The following is a 14,920-nucleotide window of genomic DNA, read 5'->3' as shown; positions in this document are numbered from 1 at the left end:
TGGCGCTGTCTCAGGAATGCGGTTGTGCGGAACTGGCTGCGGTATGTGCGGTATCGCGTGCGGGCTCGGGCATGTAGCCGCCGCCCAGCGCACGCTGCAACCTCACCGAGGCCAGCAGTTGTTGCGATTGCAATGCGGCCATGCGCTGGCGTGCCAGCAGCTGCTGCTCCTGCACGCTGAGCACATCCAGGTAGCTGCCGATACCGGCACGGAAGCGCTGTTGCGCAAGGTCGAACGCGGCGCTCACCGTCTGCACGGCCTGGTCCTGCGCCTGGGCGCGCTGCTCCAGCGAGCGCACCGCATTGACCTGATCGGCGACTTCGCGCAGGGCGGAAATCACTTTCTGGTTGTAGTCGGCCACCGCCAGGTCGTACTGCGCATCGCTGCCGGCCAGGTTGGCGCGCAATTTGCCGCCGTCGAAGATCGGCAGGCTCAGCGCCGGTGCCACCAGCCCGAACACCGAGCCGCTTTCCAGCAGCTTGCCGACATCCGGGTTGACCACTCCGCCCAGCGCAATCAGGTTGAGACTGGGATAGAAGCGGGTCCTGGCGACGGCGATGTCCTTGTCGGCCGCTTCCACCCGCCAGCGCGCGGCCACGACATCCGGGCGACGGCCGAGCAGATCGGCCGGCAGATTGCTCGGCAGTTGCATGGCAAGCGCGGTGCCCAGGGTCGGGCGTGCGATCTGCAGCCCACGGTCCGGGCCCTGGCCGACCAGCGCAGCCAGCGCGGTGCGCGCCTCGTCGATCTGCTGCTGTGCGGACTGCAATTGCTGCTGCGCGGCCGGCACGCGCGCCTGCGCCTGACGGACCTGCAGCTCGCTGTCGATGCCGGCGCTGCGACGTTGGCGGGTGAGCTGCAACGTCTTCTGCGCGCGGGTCAGCTCGTCGCTGGCCACATCGTGCAGGCTCCACGCATAGGCGAGCTGCGCGTAGCCCTCGGCGATCGCCGCCGACAGGTTCAGCCGTGCGGCCTGCGCGTCGATGGCGGCGGCATGCGCCTGATCCACTGCCGCTTCCCAGGCCGCCCGCTTGCCGCCCCACAGATCCACGCCGTAGCGGAAATCCAGCACGGCCTGCGCACTGCCGCCGTAACTGCCTCCCAGCTCCTCGCCGACCATGGCTTCGGGCAGCTGCAGGCCGGTGTAGCCACCGGATACCGACAGGCTCGGGCCACGCTCGGCCTGGGCGGTCCCGGTGCGCGCCTGCGCCTGACGCAGGCGTGCGTCGGCTGCGGCCAGGCTGGGGCTATGCTGCAGCCCCTCGGCGATCAACGCGTCGAGTTGCGCATCGCCGAGCGCGCGCCACCAATCGCTTGCCGGCCAGGCTGCCGGACTCAGCGACGCCGGTCCGAGCGTCCGCTCGGCATGCAGCGCACCGGCTTCCAGCAGCGTGCCCTGCGGCGTCAGACCGCGGCTGCTGGCGCAGGCCGTCAGCACCAGTGCCGCGGCAGCCGGCAGCAACAAGCGCAGCACGCGTGGGCGCGAAGATCGTCGGTGGAAACTAGCGGTGTTCATGAGTTGAGTGCATCGCGGACACGGATGAGAAGAGAGGTGAGTTGCTCGCGCTCAGAAGCGGACAGATCGCGCAGGCCGTACTCGATTGCACGTTCGCCGCGCAGACGCAGTCGCTCCCACAACGCCACGCCCTGCTCGGTCATGACGATCTGCAGCGCGCGCCGATCCTGGGCGTGCGGCTCGCGCCGCACCGCACCCAGCGCCTCGAGCTTGTCGAGCAGGCGGGTCACGGCGCTCGGAGTCTGGTCCAGCGCCAGCGCCAGCTCGTTGGCCGTGCACGGCGAGCGCACGGCAAGAATCTTCAGGCCGACGTAGTGGCTGAAGCCGAAGTCGGGCAGCTCGCCCTTCATCTCTGCCTCGAGCTGACGCATCAACGCATCGCGTACCTGGCGCAGCAGCAGTCCGAACGACGGCGGGGTGTCGGGGTGATCGCTCATGCGGAGATTTTATTTCGAATAAAATATTTGTCAACGCAAATATGTTGGCCGCGATTAAACCAGACGCAAGGGTTGCCACCATACGCCGCGCCCACGCTGGCCTGGTAATACAATTGCGCCAATGCCTATCGAAAACCGGCCAACCACGACCGTCGACGCCTTGCCGCCCGGCGTACGCGACAGCTTCGAGTGGGCCGATGGCCCGGTGCTGATCGCGTTCCTGGCCGATCTGCGCGCGGTCTGGGCGCCGGAGACCGCCTGGCATGCGCATGTGCGCGGCCAGCTGATGTTCGTTGAACACGGCGTGCTGACCGTGCACACCGAACAAGGCAGCTTGTCGCTGCCGCCAGGCTGTGCCGGCTGGATGCCGCCGGGCCGGCAGCACACCGTGGAGCTGGCCGGGCCGCTGCGTGGCTGGGGCGTGGTGATACGACCGGACGCCTGCCATGGCCTGCCTGAGCAGATCGGCGTGATCCGGCTGACCGGATTGGCACGCGAAGCGATCATGCGCGCTGCCGGCTGGCCCCTGGATCAGCCGCTGGACGCAGCCCGGCAACGCTTGGCCGCGGTGTTGCTGGACGAGCTATGCCAGGTGCAGATCGACCACCTGCATCTGCCCATGCCGGCCGACCGCCGGCTGCTGCGCATCGCACGCCAGTTGCTCGAGACCCCCTCCGATCCGCGCCCGCTGGAAGCGTGGGCCGCCTGGGGCGGGCTGTCGCCGCGTAGTCTGAGCCGGCATTTCCGTGCCGAGACCGGCCTGAGTTTTGCGCAGTGGCGGCAGCAGGCCCGGCTGGCCGAAGGTCTGCGCCGGCTCAGTCAGGGCAGCGCGGTGGCCACGGTGGCCGACCAGCTCGGCTACAGCAGCCCCAGCGCCTTCGTCAGCGTGTTCCACCGCCACTTCGGCGCCCCACCCATGCGCTATCTGGCTGGCCCCAACGCGCGCGGCTTGGCATCCCCCGCCGCATCCGGATAATCGGCGCTCTTCGAGTCCGCGCCCTGGCGCGGGTTCTTCTTCACGCAGGACCTGGCTTTACATGACCGATCTGACCCGCCCCACCTTCCACGGCTTCGAACAGCTGCCGCTACGCGAATACGCCGAACGCGCCTATCTCGACTACTCGATGTACGTGGTGCTCGACCGCGCCCTGCCATTCCTGGGCGACGGCCTGAAACCGGTGCAGCGCCGCATCGTCTATGCGATGAGCGAGCTGGGCCTGAACGCGGCCGCCAAGCCGAAGAAGTCCGCGCGCACCGTGGGCGATGTGATCGGTAAGTACCACCCGCATGGCGACAGCGCCTGCTATGAGGCGCTGGTGCTGATGGCGCAGCCGTTCTCGTATCGGTATCCGCTGATCGAAGGCCAGGGCAACTTCGGCTCCACCGACGATCCCAAGTCGTTCGCGGCGATGCGCTACACCGAATCCAAGCTGACCCCGATCGCCGAAGTGCTGCTGGGCGAGCTAGGCCAGGGCACCACCGACTGGGCGCCCAACTTCGACGGCACCCTGGAAGAGCCCACCTGGCTGCCGGCGCGTCTGCCGCACCTGCTGCTCAACGGCACCACCGGCATTGCGGTCGGCATGGCCACCGACGTACCGCCGCACAACCTCAACGAGATCGTCAGCGCGCTGCTGCGCCTGCTCGACGACCCAGATGCCAGCGTGGCCGAGCTGTGCGAACACGTGCGCGGACCGGATTACCCCACCACCGCCGAGATCATCACGCCGCCCGCCGACCTGCGCGCGATCTACGAGACCGGCCATGGCAGCGTGCGTGCGCGCGCCACCTACAAGAAAGAACACGCCAACATCGTCATCGACGCGTTGCCGTACCAGGTCTCGCCGTCCAAGGTGATCGAACAGATCGCCCAGCAGATGCGCGCCAAGAAGCTGCCGTGGCTGGAAGACATCCGCGACGAATCCGACCACACCAGCCCGGTGCGGGTGGTCCTGGTGCCGCGTTCCAGCCGCGTGGACGCCGAACAGCTGATGGGCCATCTGTTCGTCACCACCGATCTGGAACGCAGCTACCGCGTCAACCTCAATGTGATCGGCCTGGATGGCCGCCCGCAGGTCAAGAACCTCAAGCACCTGCTGAGCGAATGGCTGAGCTTCCGCAGCAACACGGTGACCCGCCGCCTCAACCATCGCCTGCAGAAGGTCGAGCGCCGCCTGCACCTGTTGGAAGGCCTGTTGGTCGCCTTCCTCAACCTGGACGAGGTGATCCGCATCGTCCGCAGCGAGGACGAACCCAAGCCGGTGCTGATCGCCCGCTTCGCGCTGAGCGAGGAACAGGCCGAATACATCCTGGAAACCAAGCTGCGCCAGCTGGCGCGCCTGGAAGAAATGAAGATCCGCGGCGAGCAGGAAGCACTGGCCAAGGAACGCGCACAGATCCTGGCCATCCTGGACAGCAAGCCCAAACTGAAGAAGCTGATCAAGGACGAACTCACCGCCGACGCCAAGAAGTTCGGCGACGCGCGCCGCTCGCCGCTGGTGCAGCGTGGCGCGGCGCAGGCGATCGACGAAACCGAGATGGTCGCCAGCGAACCGATGACCGTGGTGCTGTCGGAAAAAGGCTGGGTACGTGCGGCCAAGGGCCACGAGGTGGACCCGGCCGGCATGTCCTACCGCGAAGGCGATGGCCTGCTGGCGGCAGTGCGCAGCCGCAGCACGCATCAGGTAGCCTTCCTGGATTCGGACGGGCGCGCCTATTCCACCGCCGTGCACACCCTGCCCTCGGCGCGCGGCAACGGTGAGCCGCTGACCGGGCGCTTCTCGCCGGCCTCGGGCGCGGCGTTCCAGGTCATGGCCAGCGCCGACAACGCCACCCGCTTCGTGCTGGCGTCCTCGCACGGCTACGGCTTCGTGACCCGCTTCGAGAACCTCACCGGCCGCAACAAGGCCGGCAAGGCGATGCTCAATCTCACCGCCGGTTCGCATGTGCTCACGCCTGCACAGGTGAGCAACCCGCAGACCGACCGGATCGTTGCGGTCACCAGCGCCGGCAACCTGCTCGCCGTGCCGGCCACCGAGGTGCCCGAGCTGGACAAGGGCAAGGGCAACAAGATCATCGAGATTCCCAAGGCCAAGCTCGGCACCGAGCGCGTGGTCGCGGTGGTCGCGGTGGCACCCGGCAACACGCTGCTGGTGCGCAGCGGCGCACGCACCATGAGCCTGTCGTTCAAGGATCTGGATACGTATGTGGGCGCGCGTGCCAGCCGTGGTTCGTTGTTGCCGAGGGGGTGGCAGAAGGTGGATGGGCTGGAGGTGCAGTAGTCGCGGGTATTCACTCGCCGGACGCGCAGCGGCGCGGCTGTAGCTGCCGTCGCCTCGGATCACTGAGGCGCGGCACGCAGCCGAGGCAGAGAATCACCCGCGTTGCAGCGGATTGGCCCGGAGATTCACTGCTGTACGCGGATGGCCAAGAATCGAAAGCCGGCGGTCTTATCCAGATCGATATGCAGTACCGTGGATTCGAGCGATGCGCCTGGCTGCAAAACGCACTCCGCCGCCCGCAACACTGGCTAACCCTGACGCGCTGCCCACACAGGCGCACTCTTTATCAGTGCGATACCGCACTGCATTGCACCGATACGACGAGACCATGGATACAGACTTCTGGTTGCAACGTTGGCAGGACGGACAGATCGGCTTTCACCAGGATGAGGTGATGCCGCTGCTGCAGAAGCACTGGCCGGCACTGCAGCTGCCACACGCTGCACGCGTATTGGTACCGCTGTGCGGCAAGACGCTGGACATGCATTGGCTGGCCGCGCAGGGACATCGCGTGCTGGGCGTGGAGCTGTCGCCGCTGGCCGTGGCGCAGTTCTTCGCCGAAGCGGGCCTGCAGCCGCAGCGCCACGCCAGCAATGCCGGCGAGCACTTCATCGCCGGCCCCATCGAGATCGTCTGTGGCGACGCGTTTGCGCTGGATCCCAGCGTGCTGGCCGATTGCAGCGCGGTGTACGACCGCGCCGCACTGGTGGCGCTGCCCGCCGACCTGCGCCGGCAGTACCTGCAGACGACCTACGCGCGCCTGCCGGCCGACTGCCGCGGCCTGTTGATCACCCTGGACTATCCACAGGCCGAAAAAGCCGGGCCGCCCTTCGCGGTGGATCCCGGCGAAGTGCACGCGCTATTCGATGCGCAGTGGCGGGTGCAGCGACTGGAACAGCGCGACATCCTCGACCAGGAACCGCGCTTCCGTGCCGATGGCGTGACCGCCCTGTCCACCGCAGTGTATCGCCTGCAACGCCACTGACTGCGCCCGGTGCGCTGCTGGCAGTGGCGCAGCGCATCCGGACCGGCGGCGGCCCATCGGCGCACGGCCTTGCAGGGCCGGGGCGGAGTTCCGCGCGCGATCAGCCGGCCACGTGGCCCTTGTCGATCTTCGAGGTCTGGTACAGCTCCAGGCCGATCCGCTTGATCAGGCCCAGCTGCTGTTCCAGCCACCAGGCGTGGTCTTCTTCGGTGTCCTGCAATTGCTTGAGCAACACGTCGCGGCTGACGTAGTCGCCATGTTCTTCGCACAGTTTCATGCCGGCGGCGAGCGCGGCACGCACTTCGTATTCCACGACAAGATCGCGTTCCAGCATTTCCACCACCGTCTTGCCCGGAGTGAATTCGGCCGGGCGCATGTCCGGATCGCCTTCCAGGAACAGGATGCGCCGCAACAACGCGTCCGCGTGTTCGGTTTCTTCCTGCATCTCGTGGTTGATGCGCTCGTACAGCGCCATCAGGCCCTGATCCTCGTAGCGGCGCGAATGCAGGAAATACTGGTCGCGTGCCGCCAGCTCGCCGCGCAGCAGCTGCTTGAGGTAATCGACGACTTCGGGATGGCCTTTCATGGTGTGCTCCAGCGACGCAATGCGCGCATGGTGCCCTATGCGGCCAGGCAATGATCTAATCGGAATCACTTTCAGTTGCGCTTGCGGCCAGACGCACCACGGTCATGCCCGGCAGCCACACTTGCACCTTTCGTGAGGGAACGACGATGCGCCAATGGCTGGTCCGGCTGTCGCTGGGATTCGTGATACTGGCATTGCTCGTCGTTGCGTGCGTCTACTTGCTGCTGCGCGGCAGCCTGCCGCAGCTGGACGGTGCCGCCGCGCTCGGCGGGCTGGATACTGCGGTGCAGGTTCAGCGCGACGCCAATGGCGTGGTCACCATCGATGCGCGGAGCCGGCTCGATGCGCTGCGTGCGCTGGGCTACATCCACGCACAGGAACGCTACTTCGAGATGGACCTGATGCGCCGCGCGCCGGCTGGCGAGCTGTCCGAACTGTTCGGTGCCAAGGCGCTGGAGCTGGACAGACGCAATCGCGTGCATCGGCTGCGCGCACGCGTGCATGCCAGCCTGGACATCGCCGTCGGCAGCCAGCGCGACGCGCTGCAGGCCTATACCGATGGCGTGAACGCCGGGCTGGCAGCCCTGCAGGTGCGGCCATGGCCTTACCTGCTGCTGCGCCAGCGCCCGCGCGCCTGGACCCTGGACGACTCCATCCTGACCGGCATGGCGATGTACGCCGATCTGCAGGACAACGACAACCAGACCGAACTGGCGACCGCGCGCATCCGCGCCGTGGTGCCGCCGGCCCTGGCCGGACTGCTCGATCACCAGGGCTCCAGCTGGGACGCGCCCCTGTTCGGTCCGGCACAGGGCGATGCCGTGCTTCCCGACGCAACCGCGCTGGACCTGCGCCGCCTGCCGCATGCCCCCGCCATGCCGCGTGCCGAGCCGCCCACCCCGGGCAGCAACAACTTCGCCGTGGACGGCACGCTCACCGCCGACGGCCGCGCCATCGTCGCCGACGACATGCATCTGGGATTGCGCGCACCCAATATCTGGTTCCGCGCGCGGCTGCGTTACCCGGATGCCGAAGCAGCGGGCGGCAAGGTGGACGTCACCGGCTTCACCCTGCCCGGCCTGCCTGCGGTGGTGGTGGGCAGCAATGGGCACGTGGCCTGGGCATTCACCAACAGCTATATCGATACCGCCGACTTCGCACGCATTCCGGCGCCCGCGCCCGGGCATCGGCAGGCGTTGACCACGCATGTCGAAACCATCCGCGTCGCCGGTGCAGCGCCGGTGCAGTTGCGGGTGCGCGAGGCGGCCTGGGGACCGATCGTGCACGTCAACCCGGACGGCAGCCTGCTGGCGTTGCGCTGGGCGGCGCAGCTGCCGGGCGCGATCGGCCTGGATTTTGCGCAGATGAGCAGTGCCGGCGACCTGGAAGATGCATTCGCAGTGGCAGACCGCTCGGGAATTCCCGCGCAGAACCTGCTGGTGGCAGACCGCAGCGGACGCATCGCCTGGCGCCTGATCGGCGCGCGCCCTGAGCGCAATGCGGGCTGCAGCCCCAGTGGCATCGCCGAATTGGCGAGCTCGTTCGCCGGTGCGGCTGCAACCTCGCCCGCGCCTGCCCAGGCGGCAACGCCGCCCCCGCCAACCGGCTGCCAGCCCTGGCCGGTGCGCAGCGACGCGGCGCCTGCCTTGATCGACCCACCCTCGCACCGGCTGTGGACCGCCAACAGTCGCGTCGTCGACGCGCAACAGCTGGCCATCCTCGGCAACGCCGGCTACGACCTTGGTGCGCGGGCGCAGCAGATCCGCGACGATTTGTTCGCCAGACAACGCTTCACCGAGCGCGACTTGCTCGCGATCCAGCTGGACGACCGCGCCCTGCTGCTGACCCGCTGGTGGCAGCTGCTGCGCGGCGTGGTCGAACACAGCAAGGATCCGGCGCTGCAGCAGATCGAACGCGCCACGCGGCAGTGGGACGGCCGCGCATCCGCCGGATCGGCCAGCTACCGCATCGTGCGCGACTTCCGCAGCAACACCATCGCAACGGTGGAAGCCGGTTTGCTGACGCCAGCCAGGTCCGCGCTGGGCGAGGCGTTCCAGCCACCACGGCGTGCACAGCTGGAAGGCATCGTCTGGCCATTGCTGCAGCAGCGCCCGGCGCATCTGCTGCCACCGGGCCATGCCAGCTGGGATCGGCTGCTCATCGATGCCGCACGCGATGCGCAGACCGCGCTGCTTGCGCAGGGCGAGCCGGGCCAGTCGCTTGCCGATCACACCTGGGGCGAGCGCAATACCGCCGCCATCTGCCACCCGATCGCGCGCGCTTTGCCACTCGTCCAGCGCTGGCTGTGCATGCCACCGGATCAACTGCCGGGCGATCGCGACATGCCGCGCGTGCAAGGCCCGGCGTTCGGCGCCTCCGAACGCATGGTGGTGTCGCCCGGCCACGAGCAGGACGGCATCGTGCACATGCCGGGCGGCCAGAGCGGACACCCGCTATCGCCGTTCTGGGGCGCCGGGCACGACGATTGGGTGCATGGCCGGCCGACGCCATTTCTGCCGACCGCTACCCGCCATACGCTGCAGTTGCAGCCGGAATAGGCGTGGCGTATTGCCTCGTTGATCGACACGCGCGCAACCCGCGCTGCGGGCGCTGGCCGGGGCGCGGAACGGGAGCTGGAGAAGAGGACGCACCCACGTCATGCGACCGGTCGCCTGCGATGCCACGCATTCCGCGCCGGCCTCAACCAGCGTTCCATGTCGACGAACGGCTTGCTAGGTGACAGACGGCACCTGGCTGCGCGCGCACCCTCATCCGCCCTTGGGGCACCCTCTCCCGGCGGGAGAAGGGATGAGCGCTCCAATCCATCAAGCGAGCACAGCATGCTAAGATGCATTTGATAACCATTCCCATTAGTGATCAATGCGCCCCACGCTCCTTGTCACCGCGCTCGCCGTCGCCCTGGCTTCAACCTCCCCCTGTGCCGTCGCCCAACAACGCACCGGCGCTGCAACCGTCACCGACCTGGATGGCGTCAACGTGGTCGGCCGCGCGCAGACCCTGTACAAATCCGAAGACGCAGCGGTGGCGACACGTACCGACACGCCACTGGCGCTGGTGCCGCAATCGGTGCAGGTGCTGCCGCGCGAGCTGATCGACGATCAGGCCGCACGCCAGATCACCGATCTGTATCGCAGCATCAGCGGCATCAGTTTCTTCAGCTACGCCGGCGTCACCTTGCGCGGTTTCCGGCAGGAAAACGTGCTGTACGACGGCTTGCGCGGCGATCCGTATGCGGGCTTTTCGGTGCCGCAGCTGTTCAACATCGAACGCGTGGAAGTGCTCAAGGGACCGGCCGGCGCCCTGTACGGCGGCGGCGAACCGGGCGGCGTCATCAACTACGTCACCCGCAAGCCTGGGCACCAGGCGCAGCGGCGGGTGGAGCTGCAGGTGGGCAACCAATCCTTCGGCGCGGCCTCGTTCGAAGCCACCGGCCCGGTGCGCGAGGACGGACGCGTGCGCTACCGCATCGGTGCGTATGCCGACGGCGAAGACGGATTTCGCTGGAACACCGACAGCCAGAGCCAGATCGGTGATGCGTCGGTGGCGTTCGACATCGGCCAGACCGGCGAACTGACCCTGCAGTACACCGACATCACCCAGAACCTCGGCGGCAACCGGCTGCGCGGTGTGCCGGTGGACGATGCCGGCACCTTCCTCACCAACCGCCGCTGGAACCACAACGAGCCTACCGACTTCCTGGACATGCGCGCCAAGGTGGCGTTCGCGCAGTATCGCTTCTCACCGTCCAGCGCATGGGATCTGGACATGGCGCTACGCTGGTTCAAGAACGACGAACACCAGATCTATCACGAGCCGATGGGGCTGATCGATCGCAACCGCGACGGCACCGCCGAGTGGATGACGCGCCAGTTGCGTAACCAGTACCGCGACAACGATGCGATCTCCAGCAACGTCAATGCGGTGTTCCGCACCAGCACCGGCGACATCGCGCACAAGCTGCTGATGGGCGCCGATTACTACCGGCTGGATGCCGACTTCCGCGCGCAGACCGCCAATACCGCAGATACCGGGCGTGTCCGCGGGCCGGTGCCGGGCATCGACCTGTTCAACCCGGCTTATGGCCGCAGCGGCTTCTACGACTACGGCCTGGACACGCTGCCCTGGCGCGCCACCAGCACCCGCAGCCAGCGCTACGGCGCCTATCTGCAGGATGAACTCACCCTCACCCCGCGCTGGCATGCGATGGCGGGCCTGCGCTGGGACGGCTTCAAGGACGACAACCGGCTGGATGATTCGCGCGTCACCGGCAACGATCTGAGCTGGCGTCTCGGCAGCACCGTGGTGTTGCGCGAGGGCATCAATGCCTACGCCAGTTACGCCAGCGGATTCGTGCCCCAGGATGCTGCCAGCCAGGACGCCAGCGTCGGCGGGCCCTTCGAGCCGGAGCGCAGCACGCAATGGGAGCTGGGCCTGAAGACCGCACTCAACGATGGCGGGCTCAGCTTGAACACCGCGCTGTATCGCATCGAGCGCAGCAACATCGTGCAGGCCAACGGCGCGATCGTGGACGGCGTCAACCAGCTGTCCGCGCTCGGCCTGGTCCGCAGCGAGGGATTGGAAGTGGATCTGCTGGCCGACCTCACCGAGCGCTGGGTCTTCAATCTTACCTACGCCTACAACGACGCACGCGTCATCGATGCCGGCACCAACGGCATCACCAACGCTTCCGGCGATCGCTTCGCCAATGCGCCACGCAATACCTTCGGCCTGTGGACACGCTACGATCTGCCGGCCTGGCGCTCGGCCATCGCCTTCGGCGCCGACTACGTGGGCGAGCGCGTCAGCCTGGAGGGTCAACGCGTCAAACCGTACGCCATCTACGACATCAGCTGGCAGACCCAGTGGGACGCGTGGAAGCTGCAGGTCAACGTCAAGAACCTGTTCGACAAGGTGTACGCAGTGAGCGGCTTCAATGCACGCGGTGGGCACTTCCCCGGCGAGCCGCGACGCATCTACGCGCAGCTGGCCTACAGCTTCTGAGCGTGGCGCACCGCGACGGCGTTCGTCGCATCTGGTCGCGGCGAACGCCCTGCGGTCGCTGCCGCATGGCGGACGATCGGTGCCGCGTCGCCAGCCAGGCAATGAACCTGCGCCCAATCGGACGGGCATGCATGGGCTGGAACTTAACGTCGCGTGGGACACACTAGAGGCCGTCGCGATCGAAGCTGCACGCCAGCGCGATCGCCCTCCTCTCCCCACTGACCGGAATCCGCATGCCCCCGCTTGCCCGCACCGCTTCCGCCTTGCTGCCGCTCGTGTTCGCCGCTGCCTGTTCGGCCGCGCCGCCCGCTCCTCCCGGCCCTCCGCCGGCACCGGTCGCCGGTTGTACCGCCAAGGTGAAGCCGGGGCAGAGTCTGCAAAACGCCATCGACAAGCTGCCGCACAGCGACACGCCGTCGGTGCTCTGCCTAGACAAAGGCGAGTTTCCACTGAACGGGCTGGTCTCCATCCACCGCGGCAATCTCACCCTGCGCGGCAAGGGTCCCGCCACCGTGCTGCGCATGGCCGATGGAGTGCAGCAACCGGTACTGGTGGTCGGCGACTACGAGAACCAGCAGCCGACCGGAGTGATCCGCAATGTCAGCATCGAAGACATGCAGATCGTCGCCAGCACCGGCGACAAGGAATTCATGCCCGAGCGTCCGTATCTGAGCAATAGCGCGGTGGTGGTGCGTTCCGGCCAGGGCATCCACCTGGCCGGTCTGCAGGTCAACAAATGCCGCAGCGCCTGCCTGTTGAGCGAGTACGACACGCGCGAGATCACCATCGAGAACAACGACGTTTCCGGCGCGATCTGGGACGGCGTGTCGTTCAACCGCACCGCCAAGGTCACGATGGTCAACAACTACATCCACGACAACGTGGCCGCCGGCCTGACTACCGAACATCTGGAAGACAGCGAGATCCGCAACAACCGCTTCGAGCGCAACGGCAGCCAGGGCATCTACCTGTCCGATGCGCGACGCAACCGCTTCAGCAACAACGTGTTCGATGGCAACAAGGCCGCCGGCGTGTTCCTGGCCTGTGCCATCCGTTACCGCACGCCGGAAATCCTGTGCTGGGACAACAGCATGAGCCAGGACAACGTGTTCGAGAACAATCGTTTCGCCAATACGCCGTTCACCTACACCATCGGCGTGGACCGTGCAGCCAACTGCACTGCCGCCGACTTCAAGCCGAATCTGTGGCGCAACAATCAGGCCGATGTGGCAGGAGTAGATATCGAACCACAGCGTTACGGTTACTGCGTGCGCCACGAGCAATAAGAGCAGCCGGCGGCGCCAGGGCGGGCACCGCCCGCCGCCGTTGCAACGGATCAGGACGCCAGTGCCTGCGCATGCACCCCTGCGATGGCGCGGCCGGAAGGATCGGCCATCGCGGCAAAACTCGCATCCCAGGCAATGGCCGTCGGCGAGGAACACGCGATCGACTTGCCACCCGGCACCGTCTCGGCCGCCGCCTGGCCCGGGAAGAACTGCTCGAACAGGCTGCGATAGAAATACGCTTCCTTGGTCTGCGGCGGATTGACCGGGAAACGCCGGTTCGCTGCAGCCAGCTCACGATCGCTGACATGCGCAGCGGCGTGCGCCTTGAGCCCGTCGATCCAGCCATAGCCCACGCCGTCGCTGAACTGCTCTTTCTGCCGCCACAGGATGGAATCGGGCAGGTAGCCGGCGAACGCCTCGCGCAGCACGCCCTTCTCCATGCGCGTTGCGCCGCTGCTGGTCTTGTCGATCATCTTGTCGCTGGCGTCCATGCGCATGGCCACATCCAGGAACTCGCGATCCAGGAAAGGCACCCGCGGCTCCACCCCCCAGGCCATCATCGACTTGTTGGCACGCAGGCAATCGTAGTTGTTGAGCGCGTCGAGCTTGCGCACCAGTTCCTCGTGGAATTCGCGGGCGTTGGGCGCCTTGTGGAAATACAGGTAACCGCCGAAGATTTCGTCGCTGCCTTCGCCCGACAGCACCATCTTGACGCCCATGGCCTTGATCCGTCGTGCCAGCAGAAACATCGGCGTGGAGGCGCGGATGGTGGTGACGTCATAGGTCTCGATATGGCGTATCACTTCCGGCAACGCATCCAGCCCCTCTTCGAAGGTGTATTCGAAGCCGTGATGCACGGTGCCGATCGCCGCGGCCGCCACTTCGGCTGCGGCGAGATCGGGCGAGCCCTTCAGGCCGATCGCGAACGAATGCAGCCGCGGCCACCACGCCTCGGTGGTGTCGTTCTCCTCGATGCGATGGCGTGCGTAGCGGGCGGCAACTGCGGCAACCAACGACGAATCCAGGCCACCGGACAACAGCACGCCGTACGGCACGTCGGTCATCAGCTGGCGGTGCACTGCCCGCTCGAAGGCCTGTCGCAATTCCTGCAGCGGCACCTGCACGCCCTCCACTTCGCCGTATTCGCGCCAGGCGCGCTCGTAGTAGCGGCTGAGCGCGCCGGTGGCGCTGTCATACCAATGGCCGGGCGGGAACTGCGCCGCATCGGCGCAGGTATCCACCAAAGACTTCAGCTCCGAGGCCACCCGCAGCCGCCCTTCGCGATCATGTCCCCAGTACAGCGGCACCACGCCGATCGGATCGCGCGCGATGATCACCCGGCCAGCCGCCTTGTCCCATAGCGCGAACGCGAAGATACCGTTGAGACGGTTGAGGTACGAGGCCGGCGCGTCCTCGCGGTACAGCGCATTGATCACCTCGCAATCGGAGCCGGTCTGGAACGCATACGGCTGCAGCAGTTCGGTCTTGAGTTCGCGATGGTTGTAGATCTCGCCGTTGACCGCCAGCACCAATTGCCCGTCTTCGGACAGCAACGGCTGCGAACCGCCGGCCGGGTCGACGATGGCCAGGCGCTCATGCACCAGGATCGCGCCGCTGTCGACGTACACACCGCTCCAGTCCGGGCCGCGATGGCGCTGCCGCTGCGAACACTCCAGCGCCTGCCGGCGCAGTGCCTGCAGATCGTCGCCGGGTTGCAGGTCGAAGATACCGAAGATGGAACACATGGAAACACTCCTGATGACACAGCGGGATTGATGGCCGGTGGCTAGCGTGCTGCACGAAAACG

General features: G+C 66.9%; 10 protein-coding genes. 6 read left to right on the top strand and 4 right to left on the bottom strand.

Annotation, left to right across the window (positions count from 1 at the left end; genetic code table 11):
* Positions 1-10: 10 nt before the first annotated feature.
* Together LL962_RS07235 and LL962_RS07230 are read right to left on the bottom strand one after the other, a co-directional pair.
* Entirely contained in the window at positions 11-1,516 is a 1,506-nt protein-coding gene (locus LL962_RS07235; protein ID WP_228316437.1) for an efflux transporter outer membrane subunit, read from the bottom strand.
* Positions 1,513-1,953, bottom strand: coding sequence for a MarR family winged helix-turn-helix transcriptional regulator (locus LL962_RS07230; RefSeq protein ID WP_104588030.1), 441 nt, complete (start codon positions 1,951-1,953; stop codon positions 1,513-1,515). The genes LL962_RS07235 and LL962_RS07230 overlap by 4 nt, the downstream gene beginning before the upstream one ends.
* Positions 1,954-2,074: 121 nt before the next feature.
* On the opposite strand from LL962_RS07230, the gene LL962_RS07225 reads away from it, so the two are divergent.
* From LL962_RS07225 to LL962_RS07215, 3 genes are all read left to right on the top strand, one after another.
* The gene (locus tag LL962_RS07225) at positions 2,075-2,929 is read left to right on the top strand and encodes an AraC family transcriptional regulator (RefSeq protein ID WP_228316436.1); all 855 of its coding nucleotides are present in this window, start codon (positions 2,075-2,077) and stop codon (positions 2,927-2,929) included.
* 61 nt (positions 2,930-2,990) lie between these two features.
* Positions 2,991-5,234: a DNA topoisomerase IV subunit A gene (gene parC / locus LL962_RS07220; protein WP_228316435.1), complete on the top strand. Its 2,244-nt coding sequence runs from the start codon at positions 2,991-2,993 to the stop codon at positions 5,232-5,234.
* A gap of 328 nt (positions 5,235-5,562) precedes the next feature.
* Positions 5,563-6,219 carry a thiopurine S-methyltransferase gene (locus tag LL962_RS07215; protein ID WP_228316434.1) on the top strand — a complete coding sequence of 219 codons (657 nt, stop codon included), beginning with the start codon at positions 5,563-5,565 and terminating at the stop codon, positions 6,217-6,219.
* A 100-nt stretch (positions 6,220-6,319) separates the two neighbouring features.
* Here LL962_RS07215 and bfr read toward each other — a convergent pair whose 3' ends face one another.
* Complete coding sequence (bfr, locus tag LL962_RS07210; RefSeq protein ID WP_064509054.1) at positions 6,320-6,805, bottom strand: bacterioferritin; 486 nt, start codon at positions 6,803-6,805, stop codon at positions 6,320-6,322.
* A 146-nt stretch (positions 6,806-6,951) separates the two neighbouring features.
* Between bfr and LL962_RS07205 the strand changes: the two genes are divergently transcribed.
* From LL962_RS07205 to hpaM, 3 genes are all read left to right on the top strand, one after another.
* Complete coding sequence (locus LL962_RS07205) at positions 6,952-9,363, top strand: penicillin acylase family protein (protein ID WP_228316433.1); 2,412 nt, start codon at positions 6,952-6,954, stop codon at positions 9,361-9,363.
* A 322-nt stretch (positions 9,364-9,685) separates the two neighbouring features.
* Positions 9,686-11,827: a TonB-dependent siderophore receptor gene (locus LL962_RS07200; protein WP_228316432.1), complete on the top strand. Its 2,142-nt coding sequence runs from the start codon at positions 9,686-9,688 to the stop codon at positions 11,825-11,827.
* A gap of 233 nt (positions 11,828-12,060) precedes the next feature.
* Positions 12,061-13,113, top strand: a complete 1,053-nt coding sequence (hpaM, locus tag LL962_RS07195; RefSeq protein WP_228316431.1) for a type III secretion-associated outer membrane-bound protein HpaM — start codon at positions 12,061-12,063, stop codon at positions 13,111-13,113.
* 50 nt (positions 13,114-13,163) lie between these two features.
* On the opposite strand, the gene asnB is transcribed toward hpaM, so the two are convergent.
* Complete coding sequence (asnB, locus tag LL962_RS07190) at positions 13,164-14,858, bottom strand: asparagine synthase B (RefSeq protein WP_228316430.1); 1,695 nt, start codon at positions 14,856-14,858, stop codon at positions 13,164-13,166.
* Positions 14,859-14,920: the final 62 nt, after the last annotated feature.

It is taken from the genome of Xanthomonas sp. NCPPB 1067 (assembly GCF_020783795.1).
In the GTDB taxonomy this organism is placed as follows: domain Bacteria; phylum Pseudomonadota; class Gammaproteobacteria; order Xanthomonadales; family Xanthomonadaceae; genus Xanthomonas; species Xanthomonas melonis.
The sequence above is the reverse complement of the archived record's forward strand: the minus strand, read 5'-3'. Positions and strand labels throughout refer to the sequence as shown.

Bases quoted from the DNA above. Each gene is read 5' to 3' on its own strand.
- LL962_RS07200 (WP_228316432.1), top strand. From the start codon at position 9,686: ATGCGCCCCACGCTCCTTGTCACCGCGCTCGCCGTCGCCCTGGCTTCA.
- asnB (WP_228316430.1), bottom strand. From the start codon at position 14,858: ATGTGTTCCATCTTCGGTATCTTCGACCTGCAACCCGGCGACGATCTG.
- hpaM (WP_228316431.1), top strand. From the start codon at position 12,061: ATGCCCCCGCTTGCCCGCACCGCTTCCGCCTTGCTGCCGCTCGTGTTC.
- LL962_RS07235 (WP_228316437.1), bottom strand. From the start codon at position 1,516: ATGAACACCGCTAGTTTCCACCGACGATCTTCGCGCCCACGCGTGCTG.
- bfr (WP_064509054.1), bottom strand. From the start codon at position 6,805: ATGAAAGGCCATCCCGAAGTCGTCGATTACCTCAAGCAGCTGCTGCGC.
- LL962_RS07215 (WP_228316434.1), top strand. From the start codon at position 5,563: ATGGATACAGACTTCTGGTTGCAACGTTGGCAGGACGGACAGATCGGC.
- LL962_RS07230 (WP_104588030.1), bottom strand. From the start codon at position 1,953: ATGAGCGATCACCCCGACACCCCGCCGTCGTTCGGACTGCTGCTGCGC.
- parC (WP_228316435.1), top strand. From the start codon at position 2,991: ATGACCGATCTGACCCGCCCCACCTTCCACGGCTTCGAACAGCTGCCG.
- LL962_RS07225 (WP_228316436.1), top strand. From the start codon at position 2,075: ATGCCTATCGAAAACCGGCCAACCACGACCGTCGACGCCTTGCCGCCC.
- LL962_RS07205 (WP_228316433.1), top strand. From the start codon at position 6,952: ATGCGCCAATGGCTGGTCCGGCTGTCGCTGGGATTCGTGATACTGGCA.